The organism is Paenibacillus sp. 2TAB26 (assembly GCF_052115145.1).
Taxonomy (GTDB): domain Bacteria; phylum Bacillota; class Bacilli; order Paenibacillales; family Paenibacillaceae; genus Pristimantibacillus.
Genome location: NZ_JBFRGC010000002.1, coordinates 115942 through 130595, shown reverse-complemented (window position 1 = coordinate 130595; position 14654 = coordinate 115942). Strand labels below are relative to the sequence as shown.

General features: G+C 41.1%; 14 protein-coding genes and 1 pseudogene. 5 read left to right on the top strand and 10 right to left on the bottom strand.

Features of this window, described 5'->3' with window-relative positions; all coding sequences use genetic code 11:
• Positions 1-99: 99 nt before the first annotated feature.
• Positions 100-1275 (bottom strand): MFS transporter, encoded by a 1176-nt coding sequence (locus AB4Z50_RS02035; protein WP_441875562.1) that lies wholly within the window; start codon positions 1273-1275, stop codon positions 100-102.
• Positions 1276-1586: 311 nt separating this feature from the next.
• Between AB4Z50_RS02035 and AB4Z50_RS02030 the strand changes: the two genes are divergently transcribed.
• Positions 1587-2132, top strand: a complete 546-nt coding sequence (locus tag AB4Z50_RS02030) for a TetR/AcrR family transcriptional regulator (RefSeq protein WP_441875045.1) — start codon at positions 1587-1589, stop codon at positions 2130-2132.
• A gap of 54 nt (positions 2133-2186) precedes the next feature.
• On the opposite strand, the gene AB4Z50_RS02025 is transcribed toward AB4Z50_RS02030, so the two are convergent.
• Both AB4Z50_RS02025 and AB4Z50_RS02020 read right to left on the bottom strand, forming a co-directional pair.
• Positions 2187-2486 (bottom strand): hypothetical protein, encoded by a 300-nt coding sequence (locus AB4Z50_RS02025; RefSeq protein WP_441875042.1) that lies wholly within the window; start codon positions 2484-2486, stop codon positions 2187-2189.
• 203 nt (positions 2487-2689) lie between these two features.
• On the bottom strand, positions 2690-3514 hold the full coding sequence (locus AB4Z50_RS02020; protein ID WP_441875038.1) for a phytanoyl-CoA dioxygenase family protein: 825 nt from the start codon (positions 3512-3514) through the stop codon (positions 2690-2692).
• Between the two features lie 155 nt (positions 3515-3669).
• Between AB4Z50_RS02020 and AB4Z50_RS02015 the strand changes: the two genes are divergently transcribed.
• Positions 3670-4494 carry an AraC family transcriptional regulator gene (locus AB4Z50_RS02015; protein WP_441875034.1) on the top strand — a complete coding sequence of 275 codons (825 nt, stop codon included), beginning with the start codon at positions 3670-3672 and terminating at the stop codon, positions 4492-4494.
• 3 nt (positions 4495-4497) lie between these two features.
• Here AB4Z50_RS02015 and AB4Z50_RS02010 read toward each other — a convergent pair whose 3' ends face one another.
• The 3 genes and pseudogenes from AB4Z50_RS02010 to AB4Z50_RS02000 all read right to left on the bottom strand — a co-directional run.
• Entirely contained in the window at positions 4498-5274 is a 777-nt protein-coding gene (locus AB4Z50_RS02010; RefSeq protein WP_441875559.1) for a DUF817 domain-containing protein, read from the bottom strand.
• 162 nt (positions 5275-5436) lie between these two features.
• Positions 5437-5661 (bottom strand): DUF3955 domain-containing protein, encoded by a 225-nt coding sequence (locus AB4Z50_RS02005; RefSeq protein WP_441875556.1) that lies wholly within the window; start codon positions 5659-5661, stop codon positions 5437-5439.
• Positions 5662-5683: 22 nt separating this feature from the next.
• Positions 5684-5821 (bottom strand): annotated as a pseudogene (locus AB4Z50_RS02000) (helix-turn-helix domain-containing protein); the annotation flags it as partial.
• A 446-nt stretch (positions 5822-6267) separates the two neighbouring features.
• On the opposite strand from AB4Z50_RS02000, the gene AB4Z50_RS01995 reads away from it, so the two are divergent.
• From AB4Z50_RS01995 to AB4Z50_RS01985, 3 genes are all read left to right on the top strand, one after another.
• On the top strand, positions 6268-6885 hold the full coding sequence (locus AB4Z50_RS01995; protein ID WP_441875031.1) for a TetR/AcrR family transcriptional regulator: 618 nt from the start codon (positions 6268-6270) through the stop codon (positions 6883-6885).
• 47 nt (positions 6886-6932) lie between these two features.
• The gene (locus tag AB4Z50_RS01990; protein WP_441875028.1) at positions 6933-9272 is read left to right on the top strand and encodes an MMPL family transporter; all 2340 of its coding nucleotides are present in this window, start codon (positions 6933-6935) and stop codon (positions 9270-9272) included.
• A 319-nt stretch (positions 9273-9591) separates the two neighbouring features.
• On the top strand, positions 9592-9801 hold the full coding sequence (locus AB4Z50_RS01985; protein WP_076265602.1) for a hypothetical protein: 210 nt from the start codon (positions 9592-9594) through the stop codon (positions 9799-9801).
• A gap of 130 nt (positions 9802-9931) precedes the next feature.
• Here the strand turns inward: AB4Z50_RS01985 and spoIIP are convergent, their stop codons facing one another.
• The 4 genes from spoIIP to pdxR form a co-directional block, all read right to left on the bottom strand.
• Positions 9932-11185, bottom strand: coding sequence for a stage II sporulation protein P (spoIIP, locus tag AB4Z50_RS01980; RefSeq protein ID WP_441875024.1), 1254 nt, complete (start codon positions 11183-11185; stop codon positions 9932-9934).
• A 189-nt stretch (positions 11186-11374) separates the two neighbouring features.
• Positions 11375-12034, bottom strand: a complete 660-nt coding sequence (locus AB4Z50_RS01975) for an HAD family hydrolase (protein ID WP_441875553.1) — start codon at positions 12032-12034, stop codon at positions 11375-11377.
• 120 nt (positions 12035-12154) lie between these two features.
• Complete coding sequence (locus AB4Z50_RS01970; RefSeq protein WP_441875021.1) at positions 12155-13069, bottom strand: D-alanine--D-alanine ligase; 915 nt, start codon at positions 13067-13069, stop codon at positions 12155-12157.
• Positions 13066-14529: a MocR-like pyridoxine biosynthesis transcription factor PdxR gene (gene pdxR, locus AB4Z50_RS01965; RefSeq protein WP_441875018.1), complete on the bottom strand. Its 1464-nt coding sequence runs from the start codon at positions 14527-14529 to the stop codon at positions 13066-13068. The genes AB4Z50_RS01970 and pdxR overlap by 4 nt, the downstream gene beginning before the upstream one ends.
• Positions 14530-14654 lie beyond the last annotated feature (125 nt).

Below are 14654 nucleotides of genomic sequence, written 5' to 3'. Positions count from 1 at the left end.
TCTGGCGAAGTTACGGCAGGTATGTAGTAGCTAAAAAAAGCAAAAAACCACCTTTAAGGGTGGTTTCTGATACATATTATTAATGTCGATAGTTTATGGCTAGCTTGATTCGAGAGGAAGCGATTCTGCATGAAGAAACGGTTTCTTTTGTATCAAGCGTTTCGCAAAAAGAGTAAAAAGAATCAAGGAAATCGCGACGGACAAAGCACTGACGATGAACAACACCTTATAGCTTGCATACTGAGAGACAGAGCCTAACATGATTGCACCTAACCCAATACCAAGATCATTAGCAGTCGAGATTGAGGCGTTCGCAACTCCTATACGATTCGGGTGAGCCAAACGGATCGTAGCCGCTTGAAGAGCTGGCTGCGCCGAACCGAAACCAATACCATATAAAATTGCTGATAGCAGTACGCCCATCAATCCGCTTGAGAGGCTCAATACAATCAATGAACCAATCGTAATTACAAGTGCCGGTACAATGACAAAAATTTCTCCGTACCGATCAGATAGTTTTCCCGAAATGGGACGGCTTAGGGCAAGCGTTGCAGCAAATGCTAGAAAAAACGCGCCGGAATTAACCTGAATCGACTCAGCGAAAAGCGGAACAAAGGTTGTAATGCCGCCATAAGCAATAAAGAGAAAAAAGACCGAGGCCGCAACGGGCAAAACCGATTTTTCGAATAATTCAATTTTTCTTGTGTCAGCTTTTGGCTGGAAAGGCATTTTTGCACCTAACATCAGGAGCAGTGCTCCTGATGAGAGGACCACAGCGATTAAAAACAAATCGCTGTATGATCGATTCTGAGCAACCCATATGCCGAACATTGGGCCGATTGCCATAGCCAGTGTCATGGATGTGCTAAACCACCCCATTCCCTCACCACGGCGGGTGGACGGGATCATATCTGTAATCGCCGTCATCGTAGCGGTTGTAGATACCGCCCAGCTCATGCCATGCAATATTCTGAGCCCCAGCAAAACAGCAATTCCCCCGACCCAGTTATACAAATACATTGCTAGGATGAAGAGAATCAGTCCCCAAATGATAAACGGTCGCCTGCCGAACCGGTCTAGCAGCCCGCCAACAAGCGGCCGTAAAATAACAGCAGACAACATAAAAGCACCCATCGCTAGACCGACCTGTGATTCATTGCCTCCCAGTTGTTTGATGAACAGCGGTAGCGTCGGATACAGCATATAAAATGCGTTAAATAAGAACAGGTTACCTATAGTCATGAGAATAAACGACTTCGTCCATAGGCGTTCGATATTTCATTCCTCCTCAGGTGCAAAATGTTTTGATTTCTACTAATGAACAATAATCAGGAAATACAGAAGATATAAAGAAGCTTAATCCATGGAGTGAACTCCAAGTCAATACATAAATTCCACTTGCTTCGGAGCAAAATGTATGGCCAATTTCAATGATGTAATAATAATCATTGATTCATTAATGAACACTTGTCTATAATTATAAACAGATGCAAAACATCTGCAATTGTTAACTGAACGTGATTTGTTAATTAATGAACAACTTCTGTATAGTTGTTAATTATTTACGAAAGCTTGGTGACCTGAAATTGGCTAAAGTGGATCGAAGAATACAAAAAACGCAGGATGCGTTAAAAAAAGCGGTTATAGATCTGATGTCAGAAAAAAATTTTGATGATATTACAATTCAGGATCTTTCCGACAGGGCAAATGTGAGCCGCGGGACCATCTATCTTCATTATTTAGATAAATATGATCTGCTGGATAAACTCATTGAAGAACATATTGACGTGCTAAGGGTAACGTGCAGAGCGGCTGCGGAATTGGATTTTACCGAATCGACTCTAATCTGGACCGAATATTTTGAACGTCATTATTCATTTTTTTCCATGATGTTAGCGAGTAAAGGTGCTCCTTACTTTCACGGTCGTTTTCTTGCATTTCTTATCGAAGAATTTATGAATGAAATCGATGTAACGAAAGGAAAAAATGAGGGGTTAAATGAAGATCTTCTTGTGAGGTTTGTCGCTTCTTCTTTTGTAGGAGTAGTGGAATGGTGGTTCATGAATGAAATGCCTGTCCCCCATCATGTCTTAGCAGAACAACTGGGGACATTGCTAGAGAGGAATGTATAATCGTTATAAACGTACGGCATACATCATCTTGCCAAGTTCGTCAGAACAATAACTTTAGTGCTCTCTAATATCTACTAAATAAGGCTTACGTATTAAATTAAGTTTATAAACGAAAAAATATTCAATATCTGCCTTTATTAGATTCCAAGTTGTTAATGGAACTTTAATTTTATCCGTACGAGTTTGGTCAGCATATATAATATTTATAAAATGATTTCCGCCTTTACTCTCCTTGCTTTCAATCGTGCCAACTGTGATACGAGTAGTCTCTATCGGTTTATAGATCCAAAATATGATAAAAACGATAGAAACAATCAATACAACAATATACTTGTTTCTCATCAATTTAAGCATTGTTGCAGACCGCCCTTTCTAGTCTAATCGGTATTTTTTTATCTGATTTTTTGTTTGTAGAAGTGAATTATGGAATTAATTTCTCGGATTTCAATTTTGTTACAAATCATAAAACTAATTAATACTATAGTCAATCATCTTTTCTAAGTTGACGCTTCACTTCCTATCAATAAAATAGCCACCGCAATGGGTGGCTAGTACAATTATTTAAAATGACCCTTCGGCTTTTTGCCGCTCCATCTTTCGTCAACCTTTTCGTAGGCTGATTGGTATCTCGCATCCACACTAATTCGGTATTGATTGGTTGTATTCTCCAGTGAGCAATGCATTAAAAACATGCCGAAAATGAGTACATCGCCTGCCTGAAACTGAGTTGTCGCCCACTGACCACCGAACTTCTCCGTTATAACAAGCGGATCATCCGTGTAATGTCCCAAACCATCACGATCCGAATCTTTCGATCCATACGATTGCTTCAGCGTTTCAAATCGATGCGAGCCGAGGCAAATCGCAAGTCCCCCCATTTCATACGAAACGTCTCCAAGAGGAGACCATACGGTATAGACATTTGGGGTACCTCTTCCCATGTAAACAATGTCATAGTGCGCTCCTGTGAAATCACCTTTACCTACCGCACGAAGCCACTTGTAGTGATAAGTCAGTGATTGCTCTCCGAGAAATTCATCGAAGAAACGCATGATGTGCTCCCCATTCAAAACATTAAGCAGTGCAGGAAGATCCTCGTTCGTTCCTCCAAAAAAAATCGTTTTGCTTCCGTCTGCCATGACGCCATCTTCTAATTGCGTATCCCGATCTAGCTTTCCCATCTGTTTCATCTTTTCCAAAATATTTGTTCGAGCCTGCAACACCTTATCGCGATCATGAAACCCGCGGATCAGTAAATAACCGTCTTCCTCCATCCGATCGCGCAGCGCCTGAACATCATGAAAAATATCATTAGAGCTTCTGAGCTCTGTAAGCTCTTTTCCATCCATCTCCAACTCACGGCTTCCAACTTTTAGCTTCATTTCAATTACACTCCTCTACTCGGTATTTGTTCTAAGTGTAGAGGAAAAGCATCTATGCATCCATGGATACATGTATTCACATCATGTATAATTGTACATATTATACATAGATTTTACGGAGATTACTGAAATTAAATGTATATTAGAACAATGGTATGGAGTTGATTAATATGACCTACATGAATATTCCTTATATACTTGGAAAAGAACCCATCAGCTTCCCTCAATTTAATTCGATTTGGAAAGTGCAGGCTGACGATGCCTACAACATTATAACCAGTGAAGGATTCGTCGTTCCCGGTCTTTTTATTACTTATGAAGGTAAGGGCATCCTATCCCAAGGGAATGACCGCTATGAGCTGCATGCAGGCACTTTCTTTTTCGTACAGGAGGGAATTCCCTCCGAATACAAGTGTCAGGATAATAACTGGAAATTTTATTATCTTGATTTCAATTCCCTGGATGCCATTCGAAATCTGCAGCTCCCTGTAAGCAAGGTCGAAACAACCGGAAAAGTTGCAGAGGCAGTATTGCTGTGCGAGCGTATCATTGATACTTTGATTGCAGAATCCTTCGGCTACGCTTATTCTTCGAATATCTTCCTGCAACAATTATTGGTACTCTTTGCTAGAGAACTTGAGTCAGGGCAGACCTCGCGCCAAACCGAACTCAACAATATATTAATCTATATCCATCGGAATATGGATAAAGGTATTCGGGTCGAAGAACTCATCGAACGCAGCGGCTTGTCGCGAACGTCCTTTTTTTCGCGCTTCCGCGCATTAACTGGCCAATCCCCCAGCGAGTATATGCAAAATTTAAAGCTAGAATCGGCCAAAGTATCGCTGGAGACAACAAGCCTGTCAGTGAAGGAAATTTCTTCCCAGCTGCAATTTTATGACGAGTTTCATTTCTCTAAACTGTTTAAACGAAAGTATGGTCAGTCTCCAAGCAATTGGCGCTCTTCCAGAGGAACATGAATCCTAGCTGAATGATGAATCGTTTTTTGTCCGTTCCGCTTTTACATGTTTCAGCTGTGCGACGATAATGACACTAATGATTGCCAGAAGGAACCATGAGCTAATCTTACTGAAACTGACCAGCTGCCAGGTTTGATTCTGATCAGGATATTTCCAAGCATTAAAAAACGTGGCTATATTTTCAGCTAACCAAATAAAAAAACCTACAATAATAAATGAAACGGTTAACGGCATTCGATAAGTTATAGCTCTTACTCGGAATATGATCCATGTTTTCCAAAATACAATAAATACAAGCGCCGTCAGCCACCAGCGAAAATCAGGAATAAAATGATGTGTGAAAAAGTTGAAATAGATGGCTCCTCCAAGCAGCGCCGATGACGTAAGTCCAGGCCAGCCCGTCATGTCCATGCGTAGTCTCCGCCAAACCTGACACATAAAGCTTGCAACACTTGCATACATAAATCCGCTATAGAGCGGAACACCTAGCAACTTTGTATACCCTAACTCCGGGTATGACCAAGAGCCCATCCTTACCTTATAGATCTCAAGAAGTAAACCTATGATATGAAATATACAGATTACTTTGATTTCATCACGTGTCTCTAATCCGCTGCGATACATGAGGTATTGCACGCCAAGCAGTACAAGTAGAATGGCATCATAACGATGAATGAAAGGTATTTCTACGATGTTAGAAAGAGCTAATGTTCCAAAAATCGCAACAGGAAATATGCAGCTCATCGCCTGATGGTAGCCAAAATGCAGTAGCTGTAACATTGATTTCAATTTATTTCTCTCCTCACCATGACCAAAGGATAACATTTCACGACAGTGTCAACGTTCTACAACTGTCCTACGAGCTAGATCTCCCGCCATGTTAAATAAAAAAACAATTTCCTTTTCTGATCAGGAAATTGTTTTTTATTTTATTTTATTGTTCTATAAATTATGTTTATTTTTTTTGATCATAGAAATGACAGCCATCAACAATAATATAATCATTCCACTTAAAAATAATAGATAACTTAATGGAATTAAAAAGAACAAAGGTTCTATTAGTGTACCATCTGGAGCGACTTCGGATTTCCCCATCATTCCGATAACTAGACAAATGATTCCCAAAAAAATTGGGATAGAAGCTAATCGATATTGGTTAATCAACATACATTCTCCTTTGCCTACAAAATTAAATATCATTCTTATATTCTAAAATGTCTCCAGGTTGACACTCCAAAATTTCACATATTTTTTCTAAAGTTGAAAATTTTACAGCTTTATCTTTTCCATTTTTTAAAATTGAAACATTAGCCATTGTGATTCCTAGTCAATACCCATTTTTAGCGGTATAGGCTTGATAAGAGCCAATATCCGAACATATTTTCCACCCTAAAACTAATGCTATAAAAAAAGGAATCGCAGTCACCCATATAAACGCAATAGCGGTTTTGTATAATTCCTTTAACTTCGCTGATCATTTTTTCTGTCTCATAAAAATCCTCCTCAAAGCTAACTACAAAAATAATATCTTCATTACCTGTTTAAGTCAATATAAAATTATCGTAAAACGATAAATTTTTGTTGTTTAAATTTCTTACTATGCTTTACACCTTCCTATTTGTAAGCTCTCGCTCAAATCGTTTAGCTCAACGCCACAAATTCGTAACAACTTGCTCATTGTGCATCATTGCCCATTGGGCAATAATATAAGCAGGGATTATTTTTGAAAATGCTTCCATTCTATTTGAAAAGGGGTGAACGCTTAAGCGTTACATGATGAACAAACAAAGCCTACGCGATATTAAAAGAGAAGCAACCGCAAATGCGCTTGCCGATGCAGCTTTCGCTCTTGCTCTGGAAAGGGGAATGGATGGTTTCGTCGTCGAAGATGTCGTGCAACGCGCCGGATACTCCAGAAGAACGTTTGCCAACCACTACTCCTGTAAAGAGGAAGCGATAGCTTCAGCAGCTCTCATCTTTAAAGGCGCCGACGAAATTGGGAATTGGATCAAAAGCTTAAACGAGGACATGTCCCCACTCGACATTCTTCACCAGTTGATGAAGCTGCATCTGACAGGAGAACATATTGGAAAACTGCGACAGCTTGTATCATTTTCGAGGCAGCACCCTACGCTTGAGCCTTACATCTTAAGCGGACTGCGCCGTTTGCAAATTATGGCTCAGGAAACTTTAGATGAGTTTTCCCATGAACGATATCCCGATGGTTATACCCACCTCCTCGCCGGAGCTGTTTATGGAGCCATGCTCCCCATTCTGGATGGCAGCCTGAGTGTGCTGTTACCAGGTCAATCCGTCGCCGAGAACCCAGAGGCCGTAACGTTCGATCAATATTTAGACACCATGTTTGGTTACTTGCGAAACGGATTTTAGTACACGACCTCACGTTATTTCTACATGCAAAGGAGAATCATTAACAGATGTCAAATTTTCTGTACAGATTGGGTAAGTCAGCCTATACCAAGCCATGGTATTTCATTATTAGCTGGATCGCAATTCTCGGAGTTGTACTCGCTATACTCGGGGTCAATGGAATCCATGTAACCTCCGATATGAAAATTGAGGGAACGGAATCGCAGAAGGTATTGGATCAGTTGTCAGCGGAACTGCCAGAAGCTTCAGGCGGACAAGCCAGCATCGTATTTACGGCTCCCAAAGACGAACGACTAGATACACCAGAGCGTTTGAGCGCCATTACTAAAGCTGTTAATGATGTTTATAACCTTGAATATGTTATTAATGCTGCTGAATTGGCTGCTAAAGCCGGCGCTTCAGCTTCAGAAAACGCTCAAGGGAGTGCACCACAAGAAGGGGACGGAACAGCGCAAGCAACCACAGGTGAATTGCCTCCTTTCGGCCCTCTAATGGTCAACGGTGTTCCGGTACCTGGCGTGATGCTTGCCTCTGACGGCAGCGTTGCCCTGTTCCAATTCCAATTCACCGTTCAGCAAATGTCGCTTCCTGAATCGGTACCCGATTCCGTCATCGATGCCGCCATGTCTGTTGAACAAACGGGTATTCAAGCATTGCCAAGCGACTCGCTGTCAACTAAACCTTCCATTGGTTCGACAGAAGCTATCGGTATTGCCGTAGCTGCCGTTGTGCTATTCATGACACTTGGTTCGGTTGTTGCTGCTGGCTTGCCGCTTCTAACTGCCTTAATGGGAGTAGGAATTAGTGTAGGAGGAGCATACGCCTTCTCAAAATTCATCCATATGACTGATCTCACTCCTGTTCTAGCGCTTATGGTTGGGCTTGCCGTCGGAATTGACTACTCGCTGTTTATCGTAAATCGTCAACGCCGCATGATTCTTGATCAGGGATTAAGTGCGCGGGAAGCAGCCAGCAGAGCAGTCGGCACAGCCGGAAGTGCAGTGTTTTTCGCTGGCTTGACCGTTATTATTGCTTTGTGCGGCATGCTTGTCATCGGAATTGGCTTCTTGTCTGCCATGGCGCTTGTTGCTGCTTTGGCTGTCCTCGTCAATGTTCTGGTTGCTTTAACTCTGCTGCCGGCACTGCTAGGTCTGTTGGGTGAACGCATCTGCTCAGCAAAAGCGCGTACGAAGAGCAGCACCCAATCGAATAAAACTGCTCATGGGTTCGCACACCGCTGGGTAACAGCTATAGCGAAAGGCCGCTGGCTAGTTATTGTTGCTGTTATTGTTATTCTTGGCGCAGCAGCACTACCAGTCGCAAAAATGGAAATGGGCATCCCATCGGGAGCCACGGCTAACTTAGATACACCATCAAGGCAGAGCTACGACGCCATTTCAAACGGTTTTGGCGAAGGCTTCAATGGCCCGTTGCTCCTGGTAGCAAAGCCAAAAGGCGTATCGGACAAAGTGACGCCGGAATTGCTGAATGGTCTAGTTCAAGATCTAGGGAAGCATGAAAATGTTTCGCTTGTGACACCTATGGGCGTAAACAAAACCGGAGATATGGCGATTATTAGCCTTATCCCCAAAACAGGTCCAACGGATGCAGAAACCAAAAACCTAGTTCGTGAGATTCGAGCTTCTGATTCCAGCATGGCGCTAACGTATGATGTCACGGTTGGCGTTACTGGGTTCACAGCAATTAACATCGATATGTCATCGAAGCTGGCTGAGGTGTTCCCTCTCTACGTCGGCATTATCGTCATCCTATCGCTTATTATTCTGCTGCTCGTGTTTCGCTCAATCATCGTTCCGCTCAAAGCTACGGTTGGATTCCTTCTCAGTGTGCTCGCCACATTCGGGATTACAACGGCCGTATACCAATGGGGATGGCTTCACTCCCTCTTCGGCTTTGATACCGGCGGTCCGCTGCTCAGCTTTATGCCAATAATGGTTACCGGCATTCTTTACGGTCTTGCGATGGATTATCAAGTGTTCCTCGTCAGCTCCATGCGCGAGTCTTACGTACATGGTCATCACGGAACAGAGAGTGTCGTTCACGGCTACAATCAGGCCAGCCGTGTAGTAGTAGCCGCTGCCGTGATTATGGTGTCCGTGTTCGCAGGCTTTATTTTCGCGCATGATATTATGATTAAGCAGATCGGTTTTGCACTCGCAATCGGCATTCTTATTGACGCCTTTTTCGTCCGCATGGCGCTTGTCCCAGCTGTCATGGCAGTCTTCGGCGACAAAGCTTGGTGGCTGCCAAAATGGCTAGACCGCATGCTGCCGAACCTGGATGTCGAAGGTGATAAACTTCTAGCTGAACTTAAGAGCCAGGAGAACGCTGCTTCCATTAAGGCGAAGCCTCGTCGGGCATATTGATTCATTTATCGCTAATTTGATTTACAAAAAAGGCAAACCAGATCATCTGGTTTGCCTTTTTTCGCATATGATCCCAAAGTCATGCATCAGGAATTGTAGGAGAATTATTAATCCAATTAGATTGACAAAATTATGATTGAGGATTCGTTGGGGTATACTATCACGTATTGAGATTAAAATTCACTGTTTTGAATATTTTACAACATATTCTGAAATATTTTTTCTCATTTGCATTCACTTCCATTGCTTTGTATAAAGTTATTAGTGTATTATTTGTCCTTAGAATACAAAAAAATAGAACCGTAGAGGACGTGTTTACATGCAAGCAAAAATTACACTTCAAGAAGGTCAACGACTAATTACGAACAAAGATTTTGAAGTTGCGATTGCTCAAAAAGCAATAATCAAACCTATGCAAAACGGCATGCAGATTCGCCCAGCATCAACCATAACAGGATATAACGACGATTCTGTTCGCATGTCAGATGGAAGCATTATTCACAGAACAGCAAATTCATTTTTCGTCTAAAAACAATGTCTACAAGGCCGATGTAAAAATCGGTTTTTTTATTTTTTATATGACCATTAACATTAAGGTAAACAACAAAATGTGAGCATGGAACAAAAAAAGCAAGGAAACTTCCCCTGCTTTTTTTACTTTATTTAATTGATTTATAATACTCCGCAAACACGTCAGCGAAAGCCTCTGCTGTTTGGAGATTTTCTTCCAGTGTATTATTTACTCCCCCAAATTCCAGAAGCAGGCTACCATTAGAGACGGACTGGTTGTACTCGGCATTCCCCTGGTGGGCGCTTTTCATAAGAACTCCCCTCGATATGCCAGGATACTTCTTGTTCAATAGAGCGTTTAACGCTTCGGCGAACTTTTTGTTTTCCTTATGCGCGGGATTAGCATCACCAATGACGAACATAATTCGTGCATACGTTTTACCATTAATGACAACCGTTGTTTTGCTCCGCGGAACATCAGCATCACGGTGAATATCGAAGAAATAGGATAGTGAAGTATTAGCCTTCATCGCCTTGTCGACTGCTTTACGCGATTCAACGTAGGCTTTTGTGTAGCTTAATTTCTGTTCATTCAGTCTTTCAGTAAAGTCGGTCTGTTCAACAATGGAGGATATCCCTTTTTTCTGAAGACTCTCAGCAAGCTTCTTGCCTACAAGCGTAATGTTTACTTTGGCATCGTCGACGGAGGTCCCTTTTGAATTACCTAATACATTTCTCCAGGACTCCCTATTATGCGTATGATATATATACACTTTACTGCCGCTTTGTTTGTTACTCCCCGTGTTCACAACCCAATTAGCAACGTAAGCGGTTCCTCCACTTGGCAACGATACTTTATACCAATCTCCTTCTAATCCGACGACAGGAAAGGTTTCTCCAGCTCTAGCCTTGGCAACAATCTCATAATCTAAACCAGGACCTTTTCGCAAATTAGTAGTATCTACTATATTTACTATAGCTTCCTTATCTTGACCACCACTCGGATTGTTGGCATTTTCCTGGTCTTGTCCATTATTTGAAGTAGGTTGGCTGCCACTGCTCTCAACCGTCTCCACTACCCAATTTGCAACATAAGCCGTGTTACCGCTGGAAAGAGTTACTTTGTACCATTCCCCTTTCGATCCAACGATTGGATAAGATGTGCCCGCCTTCGCTTTGGCAACAATCTCATATTCAAGCCCCGGTCCTTTGCGCAAATTGGTAGTATCCACAATTTTAGCGATTGTTTCTTTCTTTTGAACGGTTTGAGCGTACTGCTGTACTCCATGGCTTAGCTTTTTTCCTGCCGACAAGTTCTGAATTGACGCATAGGCAGAATCGGATCCCCCTGCTAATAAAGAAAGAATGATCGTTCCACCCAATATTTGATTTCTTAATCTCAAAGCTAACTTTCCTCCATTTCAAATGCTTATTCTACGGATTTCGACAGCAATGGAGGAAAATCCTTCTAATCTATATTTTAGAACGCGAAAATGAGCGTAAATTCCTAGTAGAGTCATTCAAAAGACATGACAGATAAAGACAAATCAATCTATCAAGCATTCATATATAACTATATTTTTTACCAGCATCTATTTTTTCAACTGTAACACTATTGTATTTAACTCAATTAAGTCATCAATAACTATATCTGCCTGAGAGAGTTCATCTTCTTGTGCAAAATCAAAGTTGCATCCAATAGCGACTAAACCATTATCTTTGGCTGCATTTATATCCGATAGACGATCTCCTACTACAGCTGCGTTGGTAATACCGTATTTTTCAATAATGCTTTTAACTAAGTCTGATTTATTCAGTGATTCAATTTGTTGAATACTAAAGGTTTCTGTAACCCAATTATCCAAATGATAATAACTAACAATTGCTTTTAAATAATCCGTTAAACCATTGCTAGCTATGTATATTGAAAAACCATTGTCTTTTAGATAACTAAAAACTTCTTTTACATTAGGATATAAAGCACCTTTCCCGCTTCTAATGTTTTCAATTAATCGTTCTAGAAAGTATGAGTCCGTTTGTTCTCTTATTTCTTTGGAATGATTAGGCAACAGAGTTTCCCAAACCTTTGGTAAAGGGATGCCCATAATTTCGCGGTATTTATCAATAGGCGTTGCTGTATCCCATTCATTTATTGACCTTAACTGATTAAACGCATCTTCAAGTGATATTTCTAAAATTTTATTTGTTTGAAATAGTGTTCCGTCCATATCAAAGATAAGTGATAGTGACATTTCTTCCTCTCCTTTTATAAAATACATGATCATTCCCACTTTAACACAAATCATTGAGGTTAACTGCTCAATAACAGTACGAGGCTGCCGTTTCATACCGGCAGCCTCGTTCTTTTTAAGCTATAGTAACCCATTCTTTCTTTCCATTAATGAATATTCAATAATCTGATCCAACAGTTGACTGAATGAAATTCCCGCAGCTTTGGCGCTTTTGGGCAGAAGGCTATTTTTCGTCAAGCCAGGCAATGTGTTCACTTCCATTACATAAGGAATTCCATCTTTAATAATCATGTCGATTCGGGCGTAAACGCTGCATTTTAATGTCTTGTAACAGCCGAGTGCAGAAGCACAAACCCGATCAAAAATCTCAGGAGGCAGCTGGATCACTTGTTCATCGGCTCCACCGTCATCATACTTGGAAGAATAATCAAAAAATTCAGATTGAGACCGAATAGCGATGATAGGAAGAAGTTTACCGTTTAAAATGGAGCAGGTTATTTCCTCACCTTCGATATATTGCTCGATCAATACTTCATTATCCCATCGAAAGGTTTCTAATACCTCATCAACCAACGTTTCTTTGTTCTTTAATATTTTGACTCCTAAACTCGATCCGCCTGAATTTGGCTTCACGATAACCGGATACCCCAGACGTTCGACATCTTCAATACATAATTCATCTGCACCGTTCAAATGTATCCAGTCAGGAGTATCGATGCCTTCATTACGAAAAAGCTTTTTGGATATATTTTTATCCATGCTCAAGCTGCTCGATAAAACACCGCAGCCGGTATAAGGAACCCCTAGTGTTTCAAGCGCTCCTTGAATCGTTCCATCTTCACCAAACTTCCCATGAAGCGCAAGCAGAGCTACATCAATATTTTTCACTTTTTCAATGAGTTCATCTTTTCGATTGATTTCAATCGGATACAACTCATATTTTTCTCTATCCAAATTAGCAATCATTTCGCGTCCAGTCATAAGGGATACTTCTTTTTCTGATGAAATACCCCCCATTATCACTCCAACTCTCATAGCTGTCTCTCCTTCATCATTTGTTTAGCCGTATCACCTATAATTTGAATCCCTTTTATGATGTCCTCATCTGCTACTCGTGAGAAACCAAGCCGCATCGTATGATGACCTTTATTATCTGTAAAAAAAATGTTGCCCGGAGTAAATATGACTCCTTTGTGGCGACAGTGTTCTAATAAGACATTGGTATCAAAGTTATCTTCGAATTCAATAAAAACATGAAGCCCTCCGTCGCCTGAAAGGCGTTTTAACGGAATAAACGCTTTACAGCACCGAATGACTAATTCACATTTTCGTTTATATTCAGATTTGGCTTTCTTCAAATACTTCTCGAAGTTGCCATTATGAAGATATTGATAAAGCAAGGATTGATCTAACGTGGAGGTGTGGATGCTTCGCGCACGCTTTACACTTTCCAGATAATAAATGAGCTCTTTCTCAGCCAAGACCCATCCAACCCGGAGGCCGGGGAAAAGGATTTTCGAAAAACTGCCTAGATAGATGACACTATTTCCATTTCCGTTACATGCAAGTAAAGGAGCAATGTGGTCACCTGAAAACCTTAGCTCCTCGTTGAATCCATCTTCAATAAGCGGGACTTGATATTTATGGAGCAGCTTGATGACTTCCATTCGTTTATGGGGAGACATCACAATACCCGTTGGATTATGATAAGAAGGTACAAGATAGGTTAAATCAAACGATCGTTGTGACAATGCCCTCTCCAGCTCCGCAAGATTAATCCCGTCTTGCTCCATTTCGATACCCTCAATATCAAATCCATGCATCTTAAACAGTTTAGTTGCCGCATGATGGGTAGGGTTCTCGCAAAGGACACGACCATGTTTCTTAATTAAAGCCGATAAAATAAGGTCTAATCCTTCTGTAAAACCGTTCGTAATCAGAATATCCTTACCCTCTAGATTTACCCCTTTATTCTCCATATATCGAAGTAAATATTCCATTAACGGCTTGTAGCCTTGTGCATATCCATAGTTTAAAATGATTTCACCCTCTATGGACATCCGATCTAAAAATGCTCGTTTGACATTATCGAGATCAAACAGTTTCCCATCCGGTGCAATACTTGTGAAATTGATTTCTCCTGTGCTCGAACGTATCCCGTGCTTGCTAAGATCCATTTCTTCAGCAATCTTCGCTTGTTTGCTAATATTTTGCTTCCAATCAAGCTGCCATGAAGGATCAGTTGCTGCCTCACCGAATTTTTGAGCAACAAAGCTCCCTTTTCCTTTATCTACAAACACAAAACCTTCGTCTTTCAAATCTGCGTATGCACTTACTACCGTATTTCTACTGACATTCAACATAGAACTGAGTTCGCGCGTGGACGGGAGCTTCTGATTCGCTTGCAATACACCTAAAGTAATTAAACTTTTCATGTATTCTTTTACTTGGGTATAGGCAGGGCTGTCATCCGTCAAATTGAATTCAGTAAACATCCAATCCCCCCTAGAAATATAATGACATACATTTATCGATAAAATAAGATCCACGATGTCTGATTTTCAGCCTACCTGTGGATATGTAACAAACTTGGACGAATTTATAACCCATTAGAAATATC

What these genes read in the sequence shown, in the direction of transcription:
- AB4Z50_RS02025 (WP_441875042.1), bottom strand. Translation starts at nt 2,486, where the DNA reads ATGCTTAAATTGATGAGAAACAAGTATATTGTTGTATTGATTGTTTCT.
- AB4Z50_RS02020 (WP_441875038.1), bottom strand. Translation starts at nt 3,514, where the DNA reads ATGAAGCTAAAAGTTGGAAGCCGTGAGTTGGAGATGGATGGAAAAGAG.
- AB4Z50_RS02015 (WP_441875034.1), top strand. Translation starts at nt 3,670, where the DNA reads ATGGAGTTGATTAATATGACCTACATGAATATTCCTTATATACTTGGA.
- AB4Z50_RS02010 (WP_441875559.1), bottom strand. Translation starts at nt 5,274, where the DNA reads ATGTTACAGCTACTGCATTTTGGCTACCATCAGGCGATGAGCTGCATA.
- AB4Z50_RS02005 (WP_441875556.1), bottom strand. Translation starts at nt 5,661, where the DNA reads ATGTTGATTAACCAATATCGATTAGCTTCTATCCCAATTTTTTTGGGA.
- AB4Z50_RS01995 (WP_441875031.1), top strand. Translation starts at nt 6,268, where the DNA reads ATGATGAACAAACAAAGCCTACGCGATATTAAAAGAGAAGCAACCGCA.
- AB4Z50_RS01990 (WP_441875028.1), top strand. Translation starts at nt 6,933, where the DNA reads ATGTCAAATTTTCTGTACAGATTGGGTAAGTCAGCCTATACCAAGCCA.
- AB4Z50_RS01985 (WP_076265602.1), top strand. Translation starts at nt 9,592, where the DNA reads ATGCAAGCAAAAATTACACTTCAAGAAGGTCAACGACTAATTACGAAC.
- AB4Z50_RS01975 (WP_441875553.1), bottom strand. Translation starts at nt 12,034, where the DNA reads ATGTCACTATCACTTATCTTTGATATGGACGGAACACTATTTCAAACA.
- AB4Z50_RS01970 (WP_441875021.1), bottom strand. Translation starts at nt 13,069, where the DNA reads ATGAGAGTTGGAGTGATAATGGGGGGTATTTCATCAGAAAAAGAAGTA.
- pdxR (WP_441875018.1), bottom strand. Translation starts at nt 14,529, where the DNA reads ATGTTTACTGAATTCAATTTGACGGATGACAGCCCTGCCTATACCCAA.